We start from the raw sequence: 23975 nt of genomic DNA on the forward strand, positions 1-23975 counted from the left end.
TGAGGGCATCCTAAGAGCGGGGTATGACAACTTTGTTACACCCCCGAAAATATCCGTCACGTCCGCCGAATTCTCTTGCAGCGCCCGTTCAAGCGACTAACATGCGAAAGGAAAACAGCGCAGTACCAACAAGAAGGAGGAAGGCAGGCTCCATGACCGCTTTTGATGACGACAAACCCGCCCCCAGGGGCGAACTGACCTTGCAGGTAGTCCCCCTGCCTGCCGACACCAACGCCAACGGCGACGTCTTCGCCGGCTGGCTGGTCAAGCAGATGGATATTGCCGCGGCCACCCTGGCCGGCCGGATTTCCCAGGGTCGCAACGCCACCGTCGCCATGGACCGCATGGAATTCCTGTCGCCGCTGCGGGTCGGCTCCCAGGTCCTCTGTTATTGCGAGCTGGTGGACATTGGCCGCAGTTCGATGAAGATCAACGTCGAGGTCTGGACTCTGGACCGCAACGCCTCGCAGCCGCGCAAGGTCACCGAGGGCCTGTTCGTGTACGTGGCCATCGACGAGCACGGTCGGATTCGCGAAGTCCCCGAGCAGAACCGCTGATCCTCATGCCTGAGCCCCCGGCCCCGTCGGGGCAAGCCGCACCCGTCCCAGCGACCAAAGCCCCAGCACCGGTCCCGGAACGAGCACCACCAGTACCCAGACGCCCAACGATTCCCAAAGGCCGCTGGTGAGCCAGATCGCCGGCAGGGTCAGGCCAAACCCGACCGCGTTCATCACCGCCAGAGACGCTCCCACGGACTCGCGGGGAGCGGCCTCGGCGGCCAGGGCCGAAAACTGGGGGGAATCCGCCACCACGGCGATGCCCCACACCAGCAGCAGCGCCATCAGAAACAGCGGGGACCACCCACCCAGCCAGGGATATGACAGGCAGACGGCGCCCGATAGCATAAGGGCCCGCCGTGCAACCCAGGCACTCCCCAAGGTACGGCTGAGCCAGCCGCCCGCGATACAACCGGCCGCGCCCACCCCAATCACCGCGAACGAAAGCCAGGGGACCCAGGCCTCCCCTGCCCCCAGTCGCTGCAATTCACGACCCGTCAGCAGCGGCACGAGGGTCCAGAATGCGTAGAGTTCCCACATGTGACCAAAGTAGCCTCCGGCCACCGCCAGAAACCTCGGCCGCCCCAGCGCGGCCAGCCCCTGCCGCAACGGCAACCGCCCGCTGATCTTCGGAAGGTGCGGGCCATCGCCCAACCGCAGCACCAATACGCCGCCGGTCGCGGCGAGACAGGATGCCACCCCCAGCGGCCACTCCCAAGGCAGGCCCAGCGTCACCCCTCGCATCATATGCGGCAGCGCGGTACCGAGGGTCAGCATTCCCACCAGCCAAGCCAGGGCGGCACCGGCGTATCTGGGTGTCCAGGCGATCACCAGTTTCATGCCCAGGGGGTAGATGCCGGCCAGGCACAGCCCGGTGAGGAAACGGAACAGGAAATCCAGGGGCGGCTGACTGGCCACCGCCATGAAACCGGCATTGGCGAGCGCGCCCAGGGTACAGGACACGGCAAAAATCCGGCTGGCGCCGAATCGGTCGGCGAGGCCGGTGATGGCGATGCCAAGGGTGCCGGCAATGAAGCCGGCCTGGACCGCTAGGGTAAGACGACCCAGATCGCCCTCCGTCAGCCCTGCTTCCCGGGCCAGGGACAGCCAGACACCGTTCACGCTGAACCACAGGGAGGTGCCAAACAGCTGGGCCAGTACGATGGTCGGCAGCGGGTAGCGCCGTAACAGGTTGGTCATTGTTGTTGTCTTTTCATGGCCACACCGTAACAGACTAGCGTGTCGCGGCGCCGGCCGCCCATCCGACTTTGGTGCAGCGACGGCCGGCGACATTCAGGTCGCCGGCTTCGGCAAGCGCAGGGACACAAGCGCCGCCACCGTCACGAACACAGCCGAAAGCCCGAGGCAGGCCGGCAGGCCATGGCTCTGATAGAGCCAACCCGAAAGTACCGTTCCCAACAGCCGGCCCGCCGCGTTGGACATGTAGTAAAACCCCACGTCCAGAGACACGCCGTCGGCGCGGGCATAGCGAACGATCAAATAGCTGTGCAGAGCGGAGTTGACGGCAAACAGCACACCAAACAGGACCAGCCCGCCCACCACCACGGCCCGGGATGCGCCACTCCCCGTCATCAGCGCCAACGCCATGACAGCCGGGATCAGCGCCAGGGCCGCTGCCCAGAGCACCGCCGGCCGCCGGCCCTCGCCGTGGCCGGTGATCCGCGGCGCCAGGGCCTGGATCACGCCGTAGCCGATGATCCAGCTGGCCATGAAGCCACCCACCTGCCAGAAATCCCAGCCAAACACCGTGGCCAGGTACACCGGCAACGCCACCACGAACCACACATCCCGGGCTCCGAACAGAAACATCCGCGCGGCCGACAGCACATTGATGGCCCGGCTCTTGGACAGCAGATCGGTGAACTTGGGCTTGGCCCGGCTCTTGCCCAGGTCCCGGCCAAGCAGGCACAGGCTGGCCAGCCATACCAGCGCCAGCGTCGCTGCCATGACAACCACCGCCCCCCGGAAGCCGGCCGCCATCAGCAGCACGCCGCCGAGAAAGAACCCCACCCCTTTCAGCGTGTTCTTGGAACCGGTCAGAATGGCGACCCAGCGATACAGGGTGCCCTGCTGCCCGGCCGGCACCAGCAGTTTGATACCACTCTTGGCGGACATCTTGTTGAGGTCCTTGGCGATGCCGGACAACGCCTGCGCCGCCATCACCCAGGGCACGGCAAGCATGGCCGCCGGCACCGCCAGCATGGCCAGGGCCACCACCTGCAACAGCAGCCCGAGGTTCATGGTGCGGTTCAGCCCGATGCGGGCCCCCAGGTAACCGCCCGCCAGATTGGTCACCACGCCGAAGAACTCGTAGAAGAGGAACAGCAGCGCAATGTTCAGGGGCGAGTAACCAAGCTGGTGGAAGTGCAGCACCACCAGCATTCGCAGGGCGCCATCGGTCAGGGTGAAAGCCCAGTAGTTACCGGTGATCACCAGATACTGGCGGAGCGCGGCGGTCATCTCAGGCCAGGCCCACCTTGCGTGCCAGTTCCACGGTGCGGTTGGCGTAGCCCCACTCGTTGTCGTACCAGGCGTAAATCTTAACCTGGGTGCCGTTGATCACCCGGGTGGACGGAGCATCAACAATGGCCGAACGGGGGTCGGTCCGGTAGTCGATGGACACCAGCGGCCGTTCCTCGTAGCCGAGAATCCCCGTCAGCTCACCTTCGGCCGCCTCTTTCAGCAGGCGGTTCACGGTGTCCCTATCGGTGGGCCGGTTCACTTCGAAGGCGCAATCCGTCAGAGAGGCATTGGCCAACGGTACCCGCACCGCGTGGCCATCCAGCCGGCCCGCCAGTTCCGGGAAAATCTCGACGATCGCGGTGGCCGACCCCGTTGTGGTGGGAATCAGCGAGCTGCCACAGGCCCGCGCCCGGCGCAGGTCCTTGTGGGGGGCGTCGATGATGGTCTGGGTATTGGTCAGGCTGTGAATGGTGGTGAAGGAGCCGTGCCGGATTCCCAGCCGTTCGTGAATCACCTTCACCACCGGCGCCAGGCAGTTGGTGGTGCAGGAGGCGGCCGTGACGATGCGGTCGGTGGCCGGATCGAAGAGATGATCATTGACACCGACCACCAGGTTCCGGGCGCCGGCTTCCTTGACCGGCGCGGTGACCACCACGCGCTTCACCCCCTGATCCAGGTAGGCCTGGAGCACATCGACCCGCCGCATCCTGCCACTGGCTTCGATCACCAGATCGCAGCCGGACCAGTCGGTTTCGCCAAGGGTCCGGTTGTGGCTAACCCGGAGGCGCCGGTCGCCAATGACGATGTCGGAGCCGTCCGCGCGGGCCTCGTGGGCCCAGCGCCCATGGACACTGTCGAAATTCAGCAGGTGAGCCAGGGTCGCGGCGTCGGCGCCCGGATCGTTGATGGCGACGAACGACAGCTCGGGCCAGCACCAGGCAGCCCGCAATGCCAGCCGGCCAATGCGACCAAATCCGTTGATACCGACGTTGATCCTGTTCATGGGGTTCTCCTGTTGTTGGCAATTACGCCCGGCCCGGCAAGGCTCAGGCACACCGTCCGGCCGGGCGATCCGCCCTGCCCCGCAACCGGGTCAGGGGCTGCTCGATGAGGGCTGCGTGGTGCCTGGCCGTTTCCTCCAGTATGCGGGTCACCCACCCGGGCAGTCCGGGAGGCAGGTGGTAAAAGATCCACTGGCCGCGGCGCTCGGTTTCCAGCAGCCCGGCCGCCCGCAGCACGGCGAGATGACGACTGACTTTCGGTTGGGACTCCGCCAGGGCTTCGGTCAGCTCGCACACGCACAGCCCGCCCTGATCCCGGATCAGCAGCAGCGCCGTCAAACGCAGCGTTTCTCCCATCGCCTTGAACAGGGCCACCGGGTCGTCATCGGCGGGTTTCGGGTGGGTCTCCTTCTGGTGAACCCGAACGAACAGGCGGATGCGTTCCTTCAGTTCCTTCAGAGTCCGGGCAAAGGTGGCGCGGCGCTGGCTGGCCGCCGGGTCCGGGAAATCCCAGGCCAGCCGCTGGGCGCGGGAGGCCACCGGGAGGCACTCCCGGGCGGCCTGTTCGCACAGGGTGATGACATAGTCCCAATCCTGCTGGCGCACCCCGGACAACGGCTTGCTGTAGAGCCCCGCCACGGACATGCCGGCCTCCTGCAATACCTCCAGCGCCAGCGGATGGGGCTGGCCCGGCTCGGTGCCCGCGCTGGCCACCTCGAACCGGTCGCCGGCCATGTCCCGGAGCAGCGCCTCGGCCATCAGCGAACGGGCACTGTTGGCGGTGCAGACGAACAGGACGCGTTTTTTCATGCGGATACCTTTATATATGAATTTCCATATATTCGATAACCTCGATCGTAGGGCGTGACCGTGACAGAGTAAAGACAAAACCATGACAGCCACCGCAACAGGTGTCGCCCGGACGGCGGTTGGGCCAGAGGAAACTGGATGGGGGGGGACAACGCCTCAGCCGGGGCTGCACTCGCCCCGGATCGGCTCGGACATCGCCCGCCGCAGCGCCGGCGCCGGCAACCCCCGGGCCAGCAGCAGGTGCAGCTTGGCAAAAGCGGCCTCCGGCGTCAGGTCCAGGCCGGGCAGCACGCCGGCCGCGTCCAGCGCCGCACCGGTCGCGTAGGCACCCTGCTGGACTTCACCGTTCAGGCACTGGCTGACATTGACCACGGTGGTGCCGGCAGCCACCGCCTCGGCCAGCACCTGCAGCAGCGCGGTGTCGGCGGCCGGCAGATTACCGACGCCGTAGCTCTGCAACACCAGCCCCCGTACCCCCGGCGCCGTCAGCAGCGACTGGAGGGACTGGGCCGACATGCCGGGGTACACGGTGGCCATCGCCACCGCGCCGGCCTGGCATCGGGGCACGGTGAAATCGGGCGTGCCCGGGGCCAGCAGCAGGTCGTCCCGCAGCCGCAGGCCAATGCCGGCCTCGCCGAGCCAGGGAAAGTTCGGCGAGTCGAAAGCATCGAAGCCGCTGGCCCGGACCTTGCGCGCGCGGTTGCCGCGCAACAACCGGCCGTGGAAATAGACGCAGACCTCGCTGATTTCCGGTCGGGCCGCCAGCAGCAGCGAGGTGACCAGGTTGTCCCGGGCGTCGCTGCGCAGCTGCCCGAGCGGAATCTGGGCGCCGGTCAGGATCACCGGCTTGTCCTGCCCCGCCAGCATGAACGACAGCGCCGAGGCGGTGTACGCCAGGGTATCGGTGCCGTGCAGGACCACGAATCCGTCGTAGTCCTGCCAGCGCTCCACCAGTGCGGTGCCGATCCGGCTCCAGTCTTCCGGTGACAAGTTGGCGCTGTCGATCAGCGGCGCCAGTTCCAGCAGATCGTGCTGCGGCAGCCGGTCGACCAGGCCACCCAGCTCGCCCAGGACGCGGCGCCGAAGGTCCGGCGCGGGTACAAAGCCCTGCGCCGACGGCACCATACCAATGGTACCGCCGGTGTAGAGCACCAGTACCCGTGCCGTCATGACGCCACCGCCATCGGCGCCAGCATGGCCCGCGGGCTGAGCAGGCGGTCCAGGGTGGCCTCGTCCAGCAGTCCCTCGGCCAGCACCAGCTCGCGCACGGTGGCCCCGCTGTTCAATGCCTGGGCAGCGATGCGGGTGGCGTTGGCATAGCCGATGTGCGGCACCAGCGCGGTGATGATGCCGATGCTGTTGTCGACGTGACGCTGGCACTGTTCGGCGTTGGCGCGGATACCGGCGATGCAGCGCTCGTCCAGCATGGTGATCGCCGCCTCCAGCATCTTCATGGCGTTGAGGATGTTGTAGACGATCAGCGGCTCCATGGCATTGAGCTGCAGCTGCCCCGCCTCCGCCGCCAGGGTGACCGCCAGATCACTTGCGATCACCTGATAGGCGGTCTGGTTGACCGCTTCGGGGATCACCGGATTGACCTTGCCGGGCATGATGGAAGAACCCGGCTGCATCGGCGGCAGGTGGATTTCCCCCAGGCCGGTGCGCGGCCCGCTGGAGAGCAGGCGCAGGTCGTTGCACATCTTGCCGAGCTTGATCGCAAAGCGCTTGAGGATACCGGAGAACAGCACAAACGCGCCCATGTCCGAGGTGGCCTCGACCAGGTTACTGGCGGACACGATGGGCTTACCGGAAATTTCCGCCAGGTACTGCACCGCCAGCGCCTGGTAACGGGGATGGGTATTGATGCCGGTGCCGATGGCGGTGCCCCCCAGGTTTACCTCGCAGAGCAGGCGACAGGCCTCGTGCAGGCGGTCGATGTCTTCGCCCAGGTTGACGGCGAAGGCCTCAAACTCCTGCCCCAGGGTCATCGGCACCGCGTCCTGCAGCTGGGTGCGGCCCATCTTGACGATATCGGCGAATTCGCGCCCCTTTTCCTCCAGCCGTGCCTTCAGCCGCACGATGGCCCGCTCCAGCGGCTCGGCGGCGAACTGGATGGCCAGACACACCGCGGTGGGGTAGGCATCATTGGTGGACTGGGAGCGGTTGACGTCGTCGTTGGGATGCAGGTAGGCGTACTCACCTTTCTGGTGCCCCAGCTTGGTCAGGGCCAGGTTGGCAATCACCTCATTGGCATTCATGTTGGTGGAGGTGCCGGCACCGCCCTGAATCAGGTCCACCACGAACTGGTCGTGCAGCGCACCACCGATGATGTCGTCACAGGCGGCGATAATCGCCTCCGCCTTGTGCGGCGCCAGCACGCCGAGATCGCGGTTGGCGCGGGCCGCTGCCGACTTGACCATCGCCAGCGCCCGGATCAGCGGCGGGAAATGGCTGATCGGAACACCGGTAATGGTGAAATTGTCCAGCGCGCGCTGGGTCTGGATGCCGTACCAGGCGTCCGCCGGAACTTCGAGGTCACCAAGCAGGTCGTGCTCAATACGTGTTTTCATGAGATCGCGATACCGTTAAGGCTCAATATATACAGCGAAGGCCCGGCATACGCCAGGCCTTCCGGTCCACCGACAACGCCCCTACCGGGCCTGTACCACGTCGCCTGTATGCTGGCGCAGCCGCTCCAGGTCTTCGGGTTCGATCTCCCAGGCGTCCGTGTCTACGTTCATGTCGGCGAAACGCTTGGCATCGAACACCGGCTGCTCGACCCCGGCGGCAATCTGGCCGTCGAAGTCCCGAAGGATGCGCAGTGCCGGCTTGAACAGGAAGATCAGGGCGATCAGGTTCACCAGCGCCAGCAGGCCCATGGTCACATCGGCGAAGGCGAACACCGTACCCAAATCGGTGGTGGCGCCCCAGCACACCAGACCGATGATCAGCACCCGGAAACCGGTGAACAGATTCTGGTTCTCGGTATTGAAGAAGTTGATGCTGTTCTCACCCAGATAGTAGTTGTACAGAATCGTGCTGAAGCCGAACAGGAACAGAGCACTGCTGACAAAACTGCGCCCCCACTCGCCGACATGATCCGCCAGCGCCGCCTGGGTCAGGGCCACGCCGCCGACATCGCTGGCCTGCCCGGCCGGATCGTAGATCCCGCTGAGCAGAATGATGAAGGCGGTGCAGGAGCAGATGATCATGGTGTCGATGAACACCGAGAACGCCTGCACCACCCCCTGGTTGGCCGGGTGCGGCACATAGGCCACGGCGGCCACGTTGGGCGCGCTGCCCAGCCCCGCCTCATTGGAGAACAGACCACGCTTGACGCCCATCATGATCGCCGCGCCGATACCGCCGCCGACCACCGGCTCCAGGCCAAAGGCGCTGTTGACGATCAGCCCAATGACGCCTGGAATGCGATCCAGGTTGAGCCCCAGCACCACCAGCGCGATCAGCAGGTAACCCAGCGCCATAACCGGCACCAGCACCTCCGAAACCCGGGCGATGCGCTTGACCCCACCAAAAATGATCAGGCCCACGACCATCGCCAGGCCGATGCCGCTGTAGTACACGGGAATGCCGAAGGCGTCCTCCAGAGAGGTGGCCACCGCGTAGGATTGCAGCGCGTTGAAACCGAAACCGAACGTAATCAGCAGCAACACCGAATAGAGCGCGGCGACCCAGGACCACTTGCGGCCGAGGCCCCGGGCAATGTAGTGCGCCGGGCCACCGCGGTAGGTCCCGTCGGTGTCATTGCGCTTGTAGGCCTGGGCCAGGGTACACTCCAGAAAACTGGTGGCCATGCCCATCAGGCCCACCACCCACATCCAGAACACCGCGCCCGGCCCACCCAGGGTGATGGCCACCGCGACACCGGCGATGTTGCCACCCCCGACCCGGCCGGCCACCGACAGCACCAGCGCCTGGAAGGAACTCAGGTGGCCGTGCTTGTCCTTCTTGAACGCCTGGCTGGCACTGAGAATCCGGAACATCCGGCCAAAGTACCGGAACTGCACAAAACGGGAGGCCAAGGTGAAGCCCAAACCGACCGCGATCAACAGCGCGATAAGCACCTTGCCCCAAAGAATGTCATTGAAAAAATCCAGCATTGAAAAACTCCACGGCTTGTTGTTGTCCGGCGAGGCGCACATTTAAAACGCTGGACGGGCCTGTTAAAATTTCGCGCCTCGTCTACACACTGACGCACTTCGACGCAGATAGGGCATCACCCCACGTCATTTGCACTGTGTTCCACTCCGCCGCCCAAGACAGGCACCGCGATGAAAGACACCGCCCGCAACACCGACCTGGCGCTCAACCTGCGCCTGCTGTGCAGCTACTACAAATCCATTGCCGAGGTCTGCCGCCGGCTCGACATCAACCGCCCCCAGTTCAATCGCTACCTGAGCGGGCAATACCGCCCCTCCGCCAATACCCTGCGCCGGCTGTGTGAATTCTTTGGCGTCGAGGTCCACGAAATCCTGCTGCCCCACGACCAGTTCTCCCGGCTGGTGCAGCTGCGCCCCCAGCGCCACCCGGCACAGGTCCCCGATGACACGCTCGCCACGCACCTGCAGCAACTGTCCCAGGCCAGCAACCGGGCCCTGGAACGCTACCTTGGCTACTACTTCGAGTATTACCTGTCGATGTCGGCGCCCGGGCGGCTGCTGCGCAACCTGGTGTGCCTGGAGCAGCGCAAGGGCCAGGTGGTCTACCAGCGCACCGAACGGATGCAGGCCGGTCCCGGCGAGCCGATCTGCCACAACCGCTATCAGGGCGTGGCCTACCTGCTCACCGACCGGCTGTTTCTGGTGGATCACGAAACCATCAACCAGCAGGAAATTTCCCAGACCATCCTCTTTCCCAGCTACCGCAACCGGGTCTCCCGGCTGACCGGTCTGAAGATGGGGGTGTCCGACAACAGCGAGCGCATGCCCTGCTGCGCCCGGGTCCTGTACGAATACCTGGGGCACCGGGTGAACCTGCGCAAGGCGCTGTCCATGTGCGGCCTGTACGAACGTGGCTGCGGCGAAATCGGCCCCCAGATCTGGGACGCCGTCGACAACCGCATGGCCCCCGACGAACCCCTGTTCCGGGCCCGCCACTCGCCCGGCCACCGCAGCGGACACTGAGCACACCGGACACAACCTGTTCAGCCCCGGGCCACCCTGCTACTATCGGCGGCCTGATGGCTCTCCCGATGGCGAATACGGACTGACACTATGGATGTTTTTCAGGCCCTTTTTCTCGGTCTCCTGCAGGGGCTGACCGAGTTCCTCCCCATCTCCAGCTCCGCTCACCTGATCCTCACGCCCGCCTTCTTCGGCTGGAGCGACCAGGGCGTGGGCTTCGACCTGTCCGTGCACCTGGGCACGCTGCTGGCGGTGGTGCTGTACTTCCGGCGGGAGGTGTTCGGCATCGCCCGGGACGGCCTGGTATCGGTCGCCCGGCGCCGGATCGTCGGCCAGGGCGCCCTCGCCGGGTATCTGGTGATCGGCACCATCCCCGCCGGCCTCGCCGGGCTGGCCCTGCTGGACCTGATCGACAGCGTGCTGCGCTCGCCGTCGGTGATCTTCGCCACCACCCTGCTCTTTGGCCTGCTGCTGGGCATCGCCGACTGGCTGCCCAAACGCACCCGCACGTTGGACACTCTCAGCTGGAAAGACGCCCTGCTGGTGGGCATCGCCCAGGCCATGGCCCTGGTGCCCGGCACCTCCCGATCAGGCGTCACCATCACCGCCGGCCTGTTCCTGGGCATGACCCGGGAAACCGCATCCCGGTTCTCCTTCCTGCTGTCCATCCCCATCATCGTCCTGGCCGGCTCCGTCAAACTGCTGGAAGCGGCCACCTCCGACGTGGCCGTGGACTGGAGCGGCTTCCTGATCGGTGGCGTCACCTCCTTCGTGATGGCAATCACCGCCATCCACTTCTTCCTGAAATGGCTGGATAAAGTGGGCATGTGGCCCTACGTGATCTACCGCATCGCCTTGGCGGCGGTCATTTATGCCGTGCTGATGTAACCCCCACTCCCCGGAAAGCCGCGACACGCCGTGGCGGCATTTCCATGTGACCCAACCAGAAGCCTTAGTCTCGCATGCATGATATCAGGGCCATCCATTGGTTGAGTATCGCGCCAGAAGCACGGGGTGCGGCCGGGGCGACGGTCATGGGCACGGTATGTCAGAATGACTCCAGCCATGGCATGCCCCACCACAGACAAGGCCAACGCGATCAAATCCCCGGTTGCAGCTCCACGGGCACCTCACGCAATTTGCCAGCCCGTTCCACGGACAAAACCACGACATCTCCGACTTTTTTGTCATCGAGCAGGGCAAGCAGCTGGGCAACATCCTCCACTACCGTGTCATCAACACTGACGATACGGTCACCGGGCACAATACCCTGATGTGTCACTTCAGCGCCCATGAGGCCCGCCTTGTGCGCCGCCGACCCTGGGGACACGCGCAGCACGAACACACCCTGGCCACCGGTCAGTGCAAGCAAACGCCGGTTAAGCTGCTCATCCACCTCGATGCCCAGTGCCGGGCGGATGTATCTACCCGTTTTGATAAGTTGAGGTACAACTCGCATAACCGTGTCCACTGGCACAGCGAAACCAATCCCGGCGAACGCGCCTGACGGGCTGTAAATCGCCGTATTAATGCCAATGAGACGTCCGGCCGAGTCAAGCAAAGGGCCACCAGAATTGCCGGGATTGATGGCGGCATCTGTCTGGATCAGGTGACTGATGGCCGACCTCCCCCCTTCCCCAGGGAGAGAGCGATCGAGCGCAGAGACAATACCAGTGGTCAGCGTCCAGTCCAGGCCGAAGGGGTTGCCTATTGCAAAGACCTTCTGGCCGACCTTAAGGTCGGCACTGGTTCCGATCGGCACCGCCGGCGGGCGCTTGAAGCCTACGCCGATCTTGAGCACGGCAATGTCGTGTGCAGGACTCACCCCCACAAGAGCAGCTTGGTAGTCGCGGCCATCGGCGAGCTTGATAATGGCTTCGGATGCGCCCTCAATGACATGGAAGTTGGTTACGATGTGGCCGGCGTCGTCCCAGACGAAACCGGAACCAGTGCCCCGCGGTACAGAAAAGACATTGCGTGTCCAGACATCACGTACCAATTGCGCGGTGGTGATGTAGACCACTGATGCACGTGATTGCTCGAACAGCTCGATAGTGGCTTTCTCGTCTGCCGCTAGATCGCCTCGCGCCGTCACAGTGCGTTCCTCCGCCTCGCTCGGACTCAACCAAGCCTCGATGGCGGGCAGGAACCGCCACAACAGCATGAGTACTGCAATGCAAGCCGTGATGAACAACCAGCGCCGGACAAAAGGCGCCGATTCTGAGCGGCGGTAAGGATCGGGGTAAGCCATAAAAAACTCTCCAGTCAAGGGATGCAGTCAGCGCCATAGGCCGCCGAGGTAACAGATCGGTGGACACAGCGTCTTCGTACGACCTACCGCAAGATGAGTGCCAGTTCCGGTTCGAACAGCCACGTACATACAGCCACCCGCACCCGCCAAAAACCACGATCGTCGAATAATATAGAAGCGAGGAGTCCACCCAGGGTTCGGATTAGCAGCATGCTGAGAGAGCTGCGGGGGGCTGAGGAGTCATCTGGAAATGCCCTTGGCTCGGTCGTCCCGTTCTCGCAGCAACCAGTAGGTCACACCGAGAGCCAGTGTAGCACCTGCCAGCGCCGCAATTTTGCTGGGGCTCACTTCTGGGTCTAAGACCACAAACTTGCGGGAGAGCGCGATCAGAGCAATCAGAATAACCGTCTTAACCTGTATGATGCTGTCTCGACGCAGCGCAACGCGCACGATGGAGTGCTTGAACTCCATCGCAATCAACAGCGTCATGATCATGCCAAACACGCTCTGGAACACTGTGTGATCCAATGGATTGAAGGCATCAACGATCAGCAGCGAGACAACGATGAAAATCAGCTGAAGCATTGAGACCACGATGATGACGGCGATGACCGCCGACAGCACGAGCGCAATAACCTGCTCGAAACGTTCATAGAAGCTCATCATCGCCCAAGCTGAACGAAACTGCTCGAGCCACGGCGCTTTTTTGTCATGCATTGTCATTCTCCGTGGAAGCGAACGCCACCTGATTTCACCCGCTCCGGTTCACCTAAGGGAGGTCATCACCGTCACGCCCCTGACAAACGTACACTAAAGCAGCACGGCCAATACGCGCCGCAGGTCGTTTCCACGCACGTTAAGGGCCACACGGAGACGATGCTCCAGGGCTCCCAAGAACATGAAAAGGATGGCGGTCTAGATGGTGTCGCATCGCGCTGGCGTGCCCTTCTACGACCTCGGCCGGTACGCCAATCGCCAACATGACCTGTTCCGCCAATCCAAGAGCAGCGGCAAAGGATTGCTGATACAGACGCACGTTGGGCAGGGGGCGCAAGGCATCAGCCTGGGTCAACGACTTGCATGACACCAACACTAGCAGCGCCGGACATCGCTCGGCCACAGTGTGGGCAATGCGCAGCGCAGGCTGGGTATCGGCGAACGTCAACACCACGAGGCGCGCATGCGCCAAACCAGCAGCCAGCAAAGTATCAGGGCGACTGGCATCGCCGTAGAACACCGGCGCGCCGGCCGCACCTGCAGCCCGAACCTTCTGGTTATCCGACTCTAGCAGCAGATGTGCCACACCCGCCTGCTGCAGCATCAGACTGACCGTCATGCCCAGTTCCCCCGCGCCACAAATGATGACGTGCTCTCGCAACGACGCAGCCTGCATGGCGATATCGTCTTCTTCTGCTTGCGGCGGCTGACGGATACCTCGTGTGCGGCTCAAGAACTGGGCAACTGGGTCGTAGTGACGGATCAACAGGGGCGCCAGAGCCATACTCAGCACTAGCGCCACCAGCATCGGTTGTGCGAGTGTGGCGGGGATCAAATGTTGGTGCAAGAGCATTCCCAGCAACAACAAGGCAAACTCGCCACCATGCCCGAGAACAATGCCCGTGCGCCAAGCATCCAGCGCGGACAAGCGTGCCGCTCGCAAGGCCAGAGTGTTAAGAGCGATCTTGAGCGGCAGCAGTGCCAATAGCCACGCAAGCACCGCCAGCGGTGCCACCATCACCTGTGAACCGTCCAGCTGCAAACCAATGGTCACGAAGAAAATACCCGACAACACATCGCGAAACGGTTTGAGATGGTTTTCCATGTGATGCCGAACGTCGCTTTCACCTAACACCATGCCGGCAAGGAACGCACCCAAGGCAGCTGATACACCAACGGCATGTGCCCCAGCCGCGGCCGATACAACCACACACAAGGAGACCAGAACAAAGGATTCCTCATGCCCCTGTCGCGCCACCCAACCCAGGACTCCATGCAACAGACGGCGCGAGACAACGGCCGATACTGTAAACAGCACCAGCACGCCGAACACTTCAAGCAGCAAGCTCTCAACTTTCAGCGACTCGCCGCGCGCCCAGATCGCAAGTAAGGCCAGCAACGGAATGGCCGCAAGATCTTGGAATACCAGAACAGCGATTGCACTGCGGCCATGACGTGTAGTGAGCTCGCCCTGGTCGGCCAGCTGCCGGCTGACCAAAGCGGTAGACGACATGGCCGCCGCCGCGCCGAGCATCGCGGCACTCTGAACAGGTAGCTCAAACCAGATCAACACCAACGCAATGGGTACCGCCACAGCGACCATCTGCAAGCCGCCAGCCACCAGTACAGTCTTGCGGGTGAGCCAGAAGTGCCCGAGAGAAAACTCCAGCCCGACCATGAACAACAGCAGGGCGACGCCCAGCTCGGACAGAAAGTCAAGCGTCTCTCCTGGCGCGACCACGCCGCTAACCGAGGGCCCCAGCACGACACCGACGGCGAGATAACCCAACAAGGTGGGCACCCTGAGCGCCGCCGCCGAAACTGCCGCCAGACTACACGCCACCAGCAGGATCAGCGTAGTACCGAGCAAGTCTTCCATAATTCAATGTTCCAACTGTACTGCGACCCAGCGCACGATGCTCTTGCGCTCTGCATGGCGAGCGGATATCGCCATTGTCAGTTCAATAAGCTCACCTTTGGACAAGGAAAGGCAGCAACGATCACAGTTTGCTTGATCGGAGAATCTCGCTGCTGGAACGTGGTTGATGGATTTGCCGTGTGGGCGGGCGCTCCGGAGACGCTCACTCACGGCGTGTTCCCTCGGGACCCAGAACGCGAGGACTCGGACTGAGGAATGGCCTCTCCAAGATATTCAGTTTGCAAACCCTGCGCCAGCTGGCTGATGTCGTTTTCGTCTAGGGTCTCTCGCGCCAGCAGCTCACGCGCACAGCGCTCCAGCACATCGCGATTGACCTCTAAAATCCGATAGGCGCGGTCGAATGCCCCCATCACGATGTCGCGGACAGCCTGATCAATGCGCGCCTGAGTTGATTCAGCCACCCGGCACCCACCCTGTACCAGTTCGGGCGTATCGAGAAAGCGTGGTCGCTGCGCCTCGAAGGCGATATAGCCCAGTTCCTCGTCCATGCCGAAGCGGGTGATCATGTCGCGGGCGATGTCGGTGGCGCGCGCCAGATCGTCCGCCGCGCCGGTGGAGAGTTCGCCGAACACCAGCTTCTCGGCGGCGCGTCCGCCCAGGAGCACGGCGATCTTGTGTTCCAGATCGGCGCGTGTCATCAGGAAGCGGTCTTCAGTCGGGCGCTGCAGGGTGTAACCCAGGGCGCCGATGCCACGGGGAATGATGGAAATCTTGTGTACCGGGTCGGTACCCGGCAAGGCCAGTGCCACCAGGGCATGGCCCATTTCGTGATACGCCACCGTCTCCCGTTCCTTCGGGTTGAGCACGCGGTTTTTCTTCTCCAGCCCCGCCACGATGCGTTCGATGGCGGCGGTGAAGTCGATGAGTTCCACAGCCTGCGCGCGTCGGCGCGTCGCAGTCAGCGCCGCCTCGTTGACCAGGTTGGCCAGATCCGCGCCGGAGAAACCGGTGGTCAGCGCGGCCACCTGTTCGAGGTCCACACCGGCTGCCAACTTCACCTTCCTGACATGCACCTTCAGGATATCGAGCCGGCCCTTCTTGTCGGGGCGGTCCACCAGCACTTGTCGGTCGAAGCGGCCAGCACGCATGAGCGCCTGGTCGAGAATTTCGGGCCGGTTGGTGGCGGCCAGAATGATGAGTCCCACGGAGGCATCGAAGCCGTCCATTTCGGTCAGCAACTGGTTCAGCGTCTGCTCGCGTTCGTCATGGCCGCCGACCGGGCCGCCGACACCCCGCGCCCGGCCCAGCGCATCCAGTTCGTCGATGAAGATGATCGCCGGCGCCTGTGCGCGGGCCTGCTCGAACAGGTCGCGCACCCGTGCCGCGCCCACCCCGACGAACATCTCGACAAATTCCGAGCCCGAGATCGAGAAGAAGGGCACGCCCGCTTCACCCGCCACTGCCTTGGCCAACAAGGTCTTGCCGGTGCCGGGCGGACCGACCAGCAGCACGCCCTTCGGAATGCGCGCCCCAAGACGACCATAGTCCTGCGGGTTCTTCAGGAAATCGACGATTTCGACCAGCTCCGCTTTGGCTTCATCGACGCCGGCCACATCGGTGAACGTCACACCGGTGTTCTTCTCCACGAACACCTTGGCGCGGCTCTTGCCGATACTGAGAAACCCGCCCATACCCTGTTTTTCGGCAAAGCGGCGGAACAGGAAGAACCAGACACCAAAGAAGGCCACTGCCGGCAGGATCCACGACAGTACATCACGCAGCCAGGTGCTTTCGATCACACGGGCATAGGGCACATCGTACTTCGACAGGCGTTCGGCAAGATCCGGCTCGACCCGGGTCGCCACGATCGTCGTCTTGCCCCGGTTGTCCGGTGTTTTCAGGCGTCCGGTCACCGTACGATCCGACACCAGCACTTCGGCCACACGATCCTCGGCCAGCGCCTTCTCGAACTCACTGTAAGGTACCGGCTCGATGGTTTTCGCGGTTTGCCAGTATTCCTGCAGCATGAGCAGTAGCAGGACCGCAACGATCCAGTAGCCGGTATTCCATTGATGTTTTTTATCCATGATCTCCAACTCCGTAAAATCCCCGGTCAAAGCACGGGCGTGAACAGACGTGCCACTCCATCGCGCAGTCGCACCCCGAGAGGACGCTGGCGCAGCATCTGTGGTGACACAGGCTGTGCGGTATCGCGCACCGCGTCAAACAAGGCTTCCAACTCTGCGCAGAGCGCCGCGTCATAGACTTCGACGTTGAACTCGAAGTTGAGCCGCAGGCTGCGCGCGTCCCAGTTAGCCGACCCCAGGCAGCACCACAGACCATCGACCAGCATCAACTTGCTGTGATCGAAAGGCCCGGGTCGCTCGAAGATGCGCGCACCATGCTCCATCACCTGCCAGTAGTGGGCACGCGCCGCCCACTGCACACTCGGGTGATCACTGTTTGCCGGCGTCAGTATCTCGACCTGCACTCCACGCAGGGCAGCCGTGTTCACGGCAGCGATAACCGGCTGATCGGGCACGAAGTAGGGCGTCCAGATGCGCACCGAGCGCCGCGCCGTACTCAAGGCGCCCATGAAAGTCCAGCGCATGCGATCCAGGGTTTCATCGGGCCCGGCTTCAATACCGCGTGCCAGACTGGCGCCCGTCGGGCTGGCCGGCTCGGGGTGTGCCCCCCAAAACGGCGCGTCAAGTCGTTCGCCGGTGGTGTCGCACCAGTCCTCTCGAAAACAGTGGGCGAGTTGCCCCACCACAGGGCCCTGCAGGCGAAAGTGCAGATCCCGGCAAGCGCGCCCGGGCGCGCCGGGGTCCCAGTAGTCACTGGCGATGTTCATGCCACCGGTGAAGCCCAGCACACCATCGACAACCAACAGCTTGCGGTGATTGCGCAGGTGTGCCGCGTGCAGGCGGGCCGGAATCAGTGTCGGATTGAAGGCAGCCACCGGCACGCCGCAGCGTTTCAAACGCCGGAATGCACTGTGCCGGGCCCAACGGGCATAGACATCATCAATCAGTACCCGCACCTGCACACCGCGCACATGCGCCTGGTGCAGGGCATCGACAAATTCTGCACCGACACCCTTGTCCTCGAAAATATAGGAGGCCAGAACGATGCTGTGCCGGGCCGATACGATAGCGGCGAGCATGGCGGGATACGCCTGCTCGCCACCCACCAGCGGCTCGATACGATTACCCTGGGTCAACGGCTGGCCGGTGGCATGCCCTACCAGCACAGCAAGACCTGCAGCGGCCTCCGGCAAGACATCGAGCCCCTGGGCCAGGTCTGCATCGGCAGGACAGCTTGCCCCATCATACAAGCGCCGGGCGCGCCTCTGATAGCGGTTGATGCCAAACAGCAGGTACAGCAGCGAGCCCAGTACCGGCAGCCCCCCGATCAACAGCACCCAGAGCGTGGCCGAGCGCGGATCCCGTTTGTAGACGACCGCGTGCCCCGCAGCCACCACCGCCACCGCGATCGAGGCCAGGGTGGCTGCCCATGCCAGGCCGATGGGGTCGGACACGGCAGCCTCTCCCAACATCAAGACGCATCGCTCGCCGACTTCTTCTTGCGAGAGCCCTTACCCGCGTCGCCGGGCGGCGCCTTGGTCGCCTTCGCGGCATCCGCCTGCTCTGGCTCGGCCGGAGTCTGCGGTGGCTCCTTGCGTTCGAACACCACGCGTTCGGCCTTGTCGTCCCAGCGTGCGCTGGCGTGATCGCCCTTGCCGATGCCGCCGCCGAGTATCTCGCGCGCCAGCGCCGTCTCGAGCTCGCTGCGGATCAGACGCTTGAGTTCACGCGCACCGAACTCGGGCTTGTAGCCTTCTTCCGCGAAATGATCGATCAGCGTCTGATCGAAGGTGAGCGTCACGCCCTGACTGGCAGCGCTGCGCGCCACGCGATCGAGCTGCAGGCCAACGATATGGCCGATCTCCTCCTTGCCCAACGCGTGGAAGACGATGATTTCGTCGATGCGGTTGAGGAATTCGGGACGGAAGTGGCCACGCAGCACATCCATCACCTCGGCCTTGGTTTTCTCATACGCTTCACCGACCGCCCCGCGCGCCTTCAGCCGTCGCTGGATGATGTCCGAGCCCAGGTTAGACGTGGCGATGATGATGGTGTTGGTGAAATCCACCACCCGGCCCTTGCCGTCGGTGAGGCGGCCGTCGTCGAACACCTGCAGCAGGATGTTGTAGACGTCAGGGTGTGCTTTCTCGATCTCGTCCAGCAGCAGCACGCTGTAAGGCTTGCGCCGCACCTTCTCGGTGAGCTGACCGCCTTCGTCGTAACCGACATAGCCCGGAGGCGCGCCCACCAGCCGCGCCACGGTGTGGCGTTCGCCATACTCCGACATGTCGATGCGCAGCAGGGCGTGTTCATCGCCGTAGATCGATTCGGCCAAGGCCTTGGCGAGCTCGGTCTTGCCCACCCCGGTCGGACCCAGGAACAGGAAGGTGGCCACCGGCTTGCTGCCTTCGCGCAGGCCGGCACGAGACAGGCGTACGGCATCGGCCACGGCACGCACCGCCTCGTCTTGCCCCACCAGGCGCTCGTGCAGGCGCTGCTCGAGGTGCAGCAGTTTTTCGCGCTCTTCCACCGTCAACTCGTTGACCGGAATGCCGGTCAGGCGCGAAACGATCTGGGCCACGTGCTCGGCCTTGACTTCGGCACTGCCGGATGCGCGCTCACGCTCCCATTCCTCGACCAGACTCTTGAGTTCAACCTCCTTGGCCTCGATGCGTTTGCCAAGCTCAGCGGCCTTGTCATACTGCTTGCGCGCGGCAAGATAATCCTGCTCACGCCGCAGCTGGTGCAGTTCAGACTCCAGCTCCTGCACGGCCACCGGACGTGCGGTAGCCGACAGTTTTACGCGTGCAGCCGCTTGATCAAGCAAATCAATCGCCTTGTCCGGCAAAAAGCGCGCGGTGATGTAGCGGTCCGACAACTCGGCGGCGGCGATGATCGCATCCTCGGTGATGCTGACCTTGTGGTGCGCCTCAAAGGTGTCGCGCAAGCCGCGCAGGATCATGATGGCTTGGGCCACCGTTGGTTCCGGCACCATCACCGGCTGGAAGCGACGCTCCAGCGCGGCATCCTTCTCGATGTATTTCTGGTACTCGTTCAGCGTGGTGGCGCCGATCAGGTTCAGCTCGCCGCGCGCCATCATCGGTTTGAAGACGTTGGCCACGTCCAGCCCGCCTTCGCCACCGCCTTGGCCGGCACCGACGATGGTGTGCACTTCGTCGATGAACAGAATCAGCTCGCCCTGGTGTTCAGTCACCTCCTTCAACACCTTCTGCACGCGCTCCTCGAACTCGCCCCGGTACTTGGCGCCGGCCACCATGGCGTTGATGTTGAGTTCCACCAGGCGCTTGTCGCGCAAGGTCTCGGGAACTTCCCCCGCCACCATGCGCTGTGCCAACCCCTCGACGATAGCCGTCTTGCCCACGCCCGGCTCGCCGATCAGCACCGGGTTGTTCTTTTTGCGCCGGGCCAGCACTTCGATGGTGGTCTCGATCTCCTGCGCGCGGCCGATCACAGGATCGAGCTTACCCTCGCGCGCCATCTGGGTGAGATCACGCGAATACTTGTCGAGCTCCGGCGTATTGCTCGGCGTCTCGGCGCGACCGTCCTCGGCGCCCTTGCCGACCACCTTGCTGACCTGTTGGCGCAGCGCCTGCGGCGTCAAGCCGTAGCGGCGCAGCAGGTTGGCAGCCAGCCCTTCGCCCTCCTCGGCCAGGCCGACCAGGAAATGCTCCGGGCCGACATAGGAATGGCCAAGTTCGTTGGAGGCCACGAAAGCGCGGCTGAGGGCATCCTTCACCCGCGGCGACACGCCGATCTCACCCTCGAATGGCTTGTCTCCGCGCTTGGCCTCAGACTCGATTTGCCGCTTGAGGTCATCGACCTTGATCTTGAACTGGTCCAGGATGGTCTTGACCACGTCGCTGTCGGCCAGCGCCAGCAGCAGATGTTCGGTATCCACCTCGGAGCGGCCAAATTCGGCGGCATGTTTAGCGGCCGCCTGCAGCAAAGCTTCCGACTGCTCACTCAGGCGGCTGGCAAGACCACTGCCGCGACGGCGTGATGCGCCCAGCCCTACAGCAGCAGGCTCATCGAACGAGGCATCGACCACCTCATCGGCACCCGAAACGGGCACGGAATCGTCACCAATGCGGAAGAAATCGCTACCTAGGAAATCTTCAAACAGGCCGCTGCGCGAGCCAAATAACGCTTCCAGCGGTGACACAGTGCGCTTTTGCTGGCGCACCAGTTGGCGGTAATGGTCGTCACACAGCAGCAGGCCGCTGTGTCGACCGTTGAGATTGGCTTCCACCCGCACGGTTGCGGGTTGGCCGCAAACCTGACACTGCTTTCTGGCCATGCTGATACTCCTGAGAAAAAAGATAATGAGACGAAGTGCCGTGAGTCACGATTCGGCACCTCGCCTGTTGCAGACTGTTTTATAACAATTGACCGTCGAGCGGGGGTCAGCTGTTAATCGGGATCGAGCGCCCTTGCTTCAGCGTGCCAGTCTCGTGTTTGTCGATCGTGATTGTGAGCACCCCGTTTTTAAACGATGCCTTGATCGAGTCCTGATTGGCATCACCGGGCAGGTTTAGGGTGCGTTGAAAGCTGCCATAAGAGCGCTCGACCCGATGGTAGCCACCCTCCTTCGTTTCCTGCTCCTGACGCTTCTCACCACGCACCACCAGCACGTCGTTGTCGAGAGTGATTTGGATGTCTTTCTCTTCGACACCAGGCACCTCCAGAGTGATCTTGTACTCCTTGTCGGTTTCCTGGATATCCAGAGCCGGTTTCAGCACACCCGACCAATCGGATGGCCACTGTGGCGTGCTCAACGCCGGAAACCCGAAGCCTCGAAACGCATCATCGAACAGCCGGTCAATTTCCCGGTGCAGTTGTAAAATCGGGCTGACTGCGCCGCCCGCCGCCGGCAGATCACTGCGCTGAACCGGCAGCGAAGAGGCGGTTTGCTGCTCTTCCTGCTCTTTCTTGAACCAGTTCCAAGGAGCCCACTTCTTGAAGTCAATATCCATACCACACCTCCAGAAAATTTAAGAACCCGTCAGCCTTCTTGGCTAAGGCACCAAGCAATGTCTTAGAGCATGTAGGGCACAGGCATTACGTTCATTCCCCACAGCTCTACCTGCTCCTGCTCCTACAGACAGAGGCAAATCATTACTTCTGTAATTCACTCTGTCCCTGCAAAACATGGCACCGCACTGTCGGGATATCAAGCAAGCTCAACCGCTCATGCTTGACACACGTCAATCAAGGATCCAAATGAGCGGGGAAAGCGAGGCGCTTATCGTATTGTTCGAAAGAGGTTGCAATAACCCACTTATCTGGGCTTTGAAGGGTGATGGCCGGCCACCAGCGAGCCGATAACGATGAGCGAGCTGGCGGCGATCAGTACCGGCGTGGCTTCCCCAAAACCGGCCAGCACCAGCAACACCACCGAGATCAGCGGCGCGCTGTATGAGAGCGTGCCCAAAAGCTGGATGTTGCCATGCTTGACGCCGTAGTCCCAGGTAAAAAACGCAATGCCGACGGGGCCGAGGCCGAGCCCGATGACGCCCACCCATTGGTAGGCATCGGATGGCCAGACTGTGTCTTCCCAAAGCAAATGACACAGCCACGCCAGCAGCGCCGTGACCCCGCAAAACCAGCCGACGGCGTCGGTTGGCACCGAGCGGACGAGGCGACTGAGCACCGAGTAGGACGACCAGATCAGAGCACAGGCCAGCGCCATCAGATAGCCATCGAGGTAATCCCAGGCGAAACCGTCGCTGTCCCAACCCACCAGCAGCCAGCAGCCGGTCAGCGCCAGCAAGGTTCCTATTATCTGTTGCAATCGCAATGACTCACCGGGCAACAGCGAAGAAAACAGTACAATCAGCAGGGGCCAGAGATAGGCCAGCAGACTGACTTCAACGGCCGGTGCCAGCGTCATCGCCTTGAAATAGGCAAAGTGATAACCGAACAGCCCGCCAATCCCGATCAGCCAGGCCACCCGCGGTTGCCGGATGTGGCGGATACCACTGTGGCCCTGACACCACCAGCGGGAGGCCATCAACAGGAAGGCCACGCCAAAGGTCATGGCCAGCATCTGAAATTCCGGAATGTCACCGCCCGTGAGCTTGGTCAGCAGGGCCAGCGTGCCCCACAAAAGAATGGAAACTGTGCCGATCAGTGTTGCCGTGTGCGTTGCCGCCATGTGCCTATCCGATTGCCTCAAAATCAAGGCACCAGCCTATCGCGGATGGCGGCCCGTTTGCTTTATCGAAACGGCGGCGTTATTGCGCAATAGCGCGGAAATGGCTGGGCGGCTTGCCAAAGTGTTGCGCGAATCGGGTGCTGAACGATGCCAGGGTGCTGTAGCCGACCCGTTCGGCAATCTGCTGAATGCTCAGCCGGGACTGCTCCAGCAGTTGCAGCGCCTGCTGCATCCGCAGCTCCGTCAGGTACTGGTGCGGTGTCATACCCACCTGGCGTTTGAAGAGCTCGTTGAGCTGGCGGACGCTCAGGTGGGCCGCGGTCGCAACATCCTGGAGGGTAATCCGGTGCTGGAAATGACTGTCGAGAAAGTGCCTGGCGGCGGCGATGCGACGGTCCAGATCCGGCTTTTCGCCGTAGCGTTCCAGCAGCAACTGCACCAGCAACAACACCATCTGCCGCTTACTGCCGCCTGACGTGGCCTTTAGGGAAACCTGCGTCTCCAGAAATCGGGCGTAGTGCAGCAGGGCCGGATCCAGTTCGACAAAGCGCGGTACTCGCTCCAAGTCCGGCGCCGCCTGCTCCGGAATATCCAGCACTAGAAAGCGGTTGTCGACCAGTGCCGCGAAGCCGTGATCCCGACCGGAGGGAATCACCGCCGCCTTTTGCCGCACCACCGCCCCCTCCTGATGGTCCACCATCAGCAGCAACTCACCGGCCAGCGGTAGCACCAGCTGGTGATAGCGGTGACAGTGCTTCTTGCTTTCCGAATCGTAGCTTCGGATCTCGAGCTTAACGGTAGACTCCGGCATGGTATTGGTTACCAGGCTCAACGTAATAACGCCTCAGGTGCTCTACGCCTGATCTGGAG

19 protein-coding genes are annotated in these 23975 nt (G+C 63.0%); 3 read left to right on the top strand and 16 right to left on the bottom strand.

Annotation, left to right across the window (positions count from 1 at the left end):
- The first annotated feature begins 152 nt into the window (after positions 1-152).
- Positions 153-557 (top strand): acyl-CoA thioesterase, encoded by a 405-nt coding sequence (locus BTO32_RS12850; RefSeq protein ID WP_076725011.1) that lies wholly within the window; start codon positions 153-155, stop codon positions 555-557.
- A gap of 3 nt (positions 558-560) precedes the next feature.
- Here the strand turns inward: BTO32_RS12850 and BTO32_RS12855 are convergent, their stop codons facing one another.
- The 7 genes from BTO32_RS12855 to BTO32_RS12885 form a co-directional block, all read right to left on the bottom strand.
- Positions 561-1757 (bottom strand): MFS transporter, encoded by a 1197-nt coding sequence (locus BTO32_RS12855; protein WP_076725012.1) that lies wholly within the window; start codon positions 1755-1757, stop codon positions 561-563.
- Between the two features lie 93 nt (positions 1758-1850).
- Positions 1851-3038 (bottom strand): organoarsenical effux MFS transporter ArsJ, encoded by a 1188-nt coding sequence (gene arsJ / locus BTO32_RS12860; protein ID WP_076725013.1) that lies wholly within the window; start codon positions 3036-3038, stop codon positions 1851-1853.
- A gap of 1 nt (position 3039) precedes the next feature.
- Positions 3040-4044, bottom strand: a complete 1005-nt coding sequence (locus BTO32_RS12865) for an ArsJ-associated glyceraldehyde-3-phosphate dehydrogenase (RefSeq protein WP_076725014.1) — start codon at positions 4042-4044, stop codon at positions 3040-3042.
- Between the two features lie 43 nt (positions 4045-4087).
- Complete coding sequence (locus BTO32_RS12870) at positions 4088-4852, bottom strand: metalloregulator ArsR/SmtB family transcription factor (protein ID WP_076725015.1); 765 nt, start codon at positions 4850-4852, stop codon at positions 4088-4090.
- A 156-nt stretch (positions 4853-5008) separates the two neighbouring features.
- Positions 5009-6022 (bottom strand): type I asparaginase, encoded by a 1014-nt coding sequence (locus tag BTO32_RS12875; RefSeq protein WP_076725016.1) that lies wholly within the window; start codon positions 6020-6022, stop codon positions 5009-5011.
- On the bottom strand, positions 6019-7422 hold the full coding sequence (locus BTO32_RS12880) for an aspartate ammonia-lyase (RefSeq protein WP_076725017.1): 1404 nt from the start codon (positions 7420-7422) through the stop codon (positions 6019-6021). Before BTO32_RS12880 ends, BTO32_RS12875 begins: the two co-directional genes overlap by 4 nt.
- An 81-nt stretch (positions 7423-7503) precedes the next feature.
- Positions 7504-8973 (bottom strand): alanine/glycine:cation symporter family protein, encoded by a 1470-nt coding sequence (locus BTO32_RS12885; RefSeq protein ID WP_076725018.1) that lies wholly within the window; start codon positions 8971-8973, stop codon positions 7504-7506.
- A 171-nt stretch (positions 8974-9144) separates the two neighbouring features.
- Here BTO32_RS12885 and BTO32_RS12890 point away from each other — a divergent pair, with 171 nt between their 5' ends.
- Together BTO32_RS12890 and BTO32_RS12895 are read left to right on the top strand one after the other, a co-directional pair.
- Positions 9145-9996 (top strand): helix-turn-helix domain-containing protein, encoded by an 852-nt coding sequence (locus tag BTO32_RS12890; RefSeq protein ID WP_076725019.1) that lies wholly within the window; start codon positions 9145-9147, stop codon positions 9994-9996.
- 90 nt (positions 9997-10086) lie between these two features.
- The gene (locus tag BTO32_RS12895; protein ID WP_076725020.1) at positions 10087-10884 is read left to right on the top strand and encodes an undecaprenyl-diphosphate phosphatase; all 798 of its coding nucleotides are present in this window, start codon (positions 10087-10089) and stop codon (positions 10882-10884) included.
- Between the two features lie 211 nt (positions 10885-11095).
- Here BTO32_RS12895 and BTO32_RS12900 read toward each other — a convergent pair whose 3' ends face one another.
- The 9 genes from BTO32_RS12900 to BTO32_RS12940 form a co-directional block, all read right to left on the bottom strand.
- Positions 11096-12247: a S1C family serine protease gene (locus tag BTO32_RS12900; protein ID WP_076725021.1), complete on the bottom strand. Its 1152-nt coding sequence runs from the start codon at positions 12245-12247 to the stop codon at positions 11096-11098.
- Between the two features lie 240 nt (positions 12248-12487).
- On the bottom strand, positions 12488-12964 hold the full coding sequence (locus tag BTO32_RS12905) for a phosphate-starvation-inducible PsiE family protein (RefSeq protein ID WP_076725022.1): 477 nt from the start codon (positions 12962-12964) through the stop codon (positions 12488-12490).
- Between the two features lie 139 nt (positions 12965-13103).
- Positions 13104-14843, bottom strand: coding sequence for a cation:proton antiporter domain-containing protein (locus BTO32_RS12910; RefSeq protein WP_076725023.1), 1740 nt, complete (start codon positions 14841-14843; stop codon positions 13104-13106).
- 206 nt (positions 14844-15049) lie between these two features.
- Positions 15050-16930: an ATP-dependent zinc metalloprotease FtsH gene (gene ftsH / locus BTO32_RS12915; RefSeq protein WP_245820328.1), complete on the bottom strand. Its 1881-nt coding sequence runs from the start codon at positions 16928-16930 to the stop codon at positions 15050-15052.
- 26 nt (positions 16931-16956) lie between these two features.
- Positions 16957-18384, bottom strand: coding sequence for a phospholipase D-like domain-containing protein (locus BTO32_RS12920; protein ID WP_076725109.1), 1428 nt, complete (start codon positions 18382-18384; stop codon positions 16957-16959).
- Positions 18385-18401: 17 nt separating this feature from the next.
- Positions 18402-21248, bottom strand: coding sequence for a heat shock survival AAA family ATPase ClpK (clpK, locus tag BTO32_RS12925; protein WP_076725024.1), 2847 nt, complete (start codon positions 21246-21248; stop codon positions 18402-18404).
- A gap of 106 nt (positions 21249-21354) precedes the next feature.
- Positions 21355-21924, bottom strand: a complete 570-nt coding sequence (locus BTO32_RS12930; protein WP_076725025.1) for an Hsp20/alpha crystallin family protein — start codon at positions 21922-21924, stop codon at positions 21355-21357.
- A 305-nt stretch (positions 21925-22229) separates the two neighbouring features.
- Complete coding sequence (yddG, locus tag BTO32_RS12935; protein WP_076725026.1) at positions 22230-23105, bottom strand: aromatic amino acid exporter YddG; 876 nt, start codon at positions 23103-23105, stop codon at positions 22230-22232.
- Positions 23106-23184: 79 nt separating this feature from the next.
- Complete coding sequence (locus tag BTO32_RS12940; RefSeq protein ID WP_076725110.1) at positions 23185-23916, bottom strand: AraC family transcriptional regulator; 732 nt, start codon at positions 23914-23916, stop codon at positions 23185-23187.
- Positions 23917-23975 lie beyond the last annotated feature (59 nt).

Origin of the sequence: Marinobacter lutaoensis, assembly GCF_001981305.1 — a bacterium.
GTDB classification, from domain to species: domain Bacteria; phylum Pseudomonadota; class Gammaproteobacteria; order Pseudomonadales; family Oleiphilaceae; genus Marinobacter; species Marinobacter lutaoensis.

Excerpts from the sequence above, each read along its gene's own strand:
- clpK (WP_076725024.1), bottom strand. The coding sequence starts at position 21,248 with ATGGCCAGAAAGCAGTGTCAGGTTTGCGGCCAACCCGCAACCGTGCGG.
- BTO32_RS12865 (WP_076725014.1), bottom strand. The coding sequence starts at position 4,044 with ATGAACAGGATCAACGTCGGTATCAACGGATTTGGTCGCATTGGCCGG.
- BTO32_RS12850 (WP_076725011.1), top strand. The coding sequence starts at position 153 with ATGACCGCTTTTGATGACGACAAACCCGCCCCCAGGGGCGAACTGACC.
- BTO32_RS12930 (WP_076725025.1), bottom strand. The coding sequence starts at position 21,924 with ATGGATATTGACTTCAAGAAGTGGGCTCCTTGGAACTGGTTCAAGAAA.
- BTO32_RS12900 (WP_076725021.1), bottom strand. The coding sequence starts at position 12,247 with ATGGCTTACCCCGATCCTTACCGCCGCTCAGAATCGGCGCCTTTTGTC.
- BTO32_RS12890 (WP_076725019.1), top strand. The coding sequence starts at position 9,145 with ATGAAAGACACCGCCCGCAACACCGACCTGGCGCTCAACCTGCGCCTG.
- BTO32_RS12880 (WP_076725017.1), bottom strand. The coding sequence starts at position 7,422 with ATGAAAACACGTATTGAGCACGACCTGCTTGGTGACCTCGAAGTTCCG.
- yddG (WP_076725026.1), bottom strand. The coding sequence starts at position 23,105 with ATGGCGGCAACGCACACGGCAACACTGATCGGCACAGTTTCCATTCTT.
- BTO32_RS12910 (WP_076725023.1), bottom strand. The coding sequence starts at position 14,843 with ATGGAAGACTTGCTCGGTACTACGCTGATCCTGCTGGTGGCGTGTAGT.
- ftsH (WP_245820328.1), bottom strand. The coding sequence starts at position 16,930 with ATGGATAAAAAACATCAATGGAATACCGGCTACTGGATCGTTGCGGTC.
- BTO32_RS12875 (WP_076725016.1), bottom strand. The coding sequence starts at position 6,022 with ATGACGGCACGGGTACTGGTGCTCTACACCGGCGGTACCATTGGTATG.
- BTO32_RS12905 (WP_076725022.1), bottom strand. The coding sequence starts at position 12,964 with ATGCATGACAAAAAAGCGCCGTGGCTCGAGCAGTTTCGTTCAGCTTGG.
- BTO32_RS12870 (WP_076725015.1), bottom strand. The coding sequence starts at position 4,852 with ATGAAAAAACGCGTCCTGTTCGTCTGCACCGCCAACAGTGCCCGTTCG.
- BTO32_RS12895 (WP_076725020.1), top strand. The coding sequence starts at position 10,087 with ATGGATGTTTTTCAGGCCCTTTTTCTCGGTCTCCTGCAGGGGCTGACC.
- BTO32_RS12885 (WP_076725018.1), bottom strand. The coding sequence starts at position 8,973 with ATGCTGGATTTTTTCAATGACATTCTTTGGGGCAAGGTGCTTATCGCG.
- BTO32_RS12940 (WP_076725110.1), bottom strand. The coding sequence starts at position 23,916 with ATGCCGGAGTCTACCGTTAAGCTCGAGATCCGAAGCTACGATTCGGAA.
- BTO32_RS12855 (WP_076725012.1), bottom strand. The coding sequence starts at position 1,757 with ATGACCAACCTGTTACGGCGCTACCCGCTGCCGACCATCGTACTGGCC.
- arsJ (WP_076725013.1), bottom strand. The coding sequence starts at position 3,038 with ATGACCGCCGCGCTCCGCCAGTATCTGGTGATCACCGGTAACTACTGG.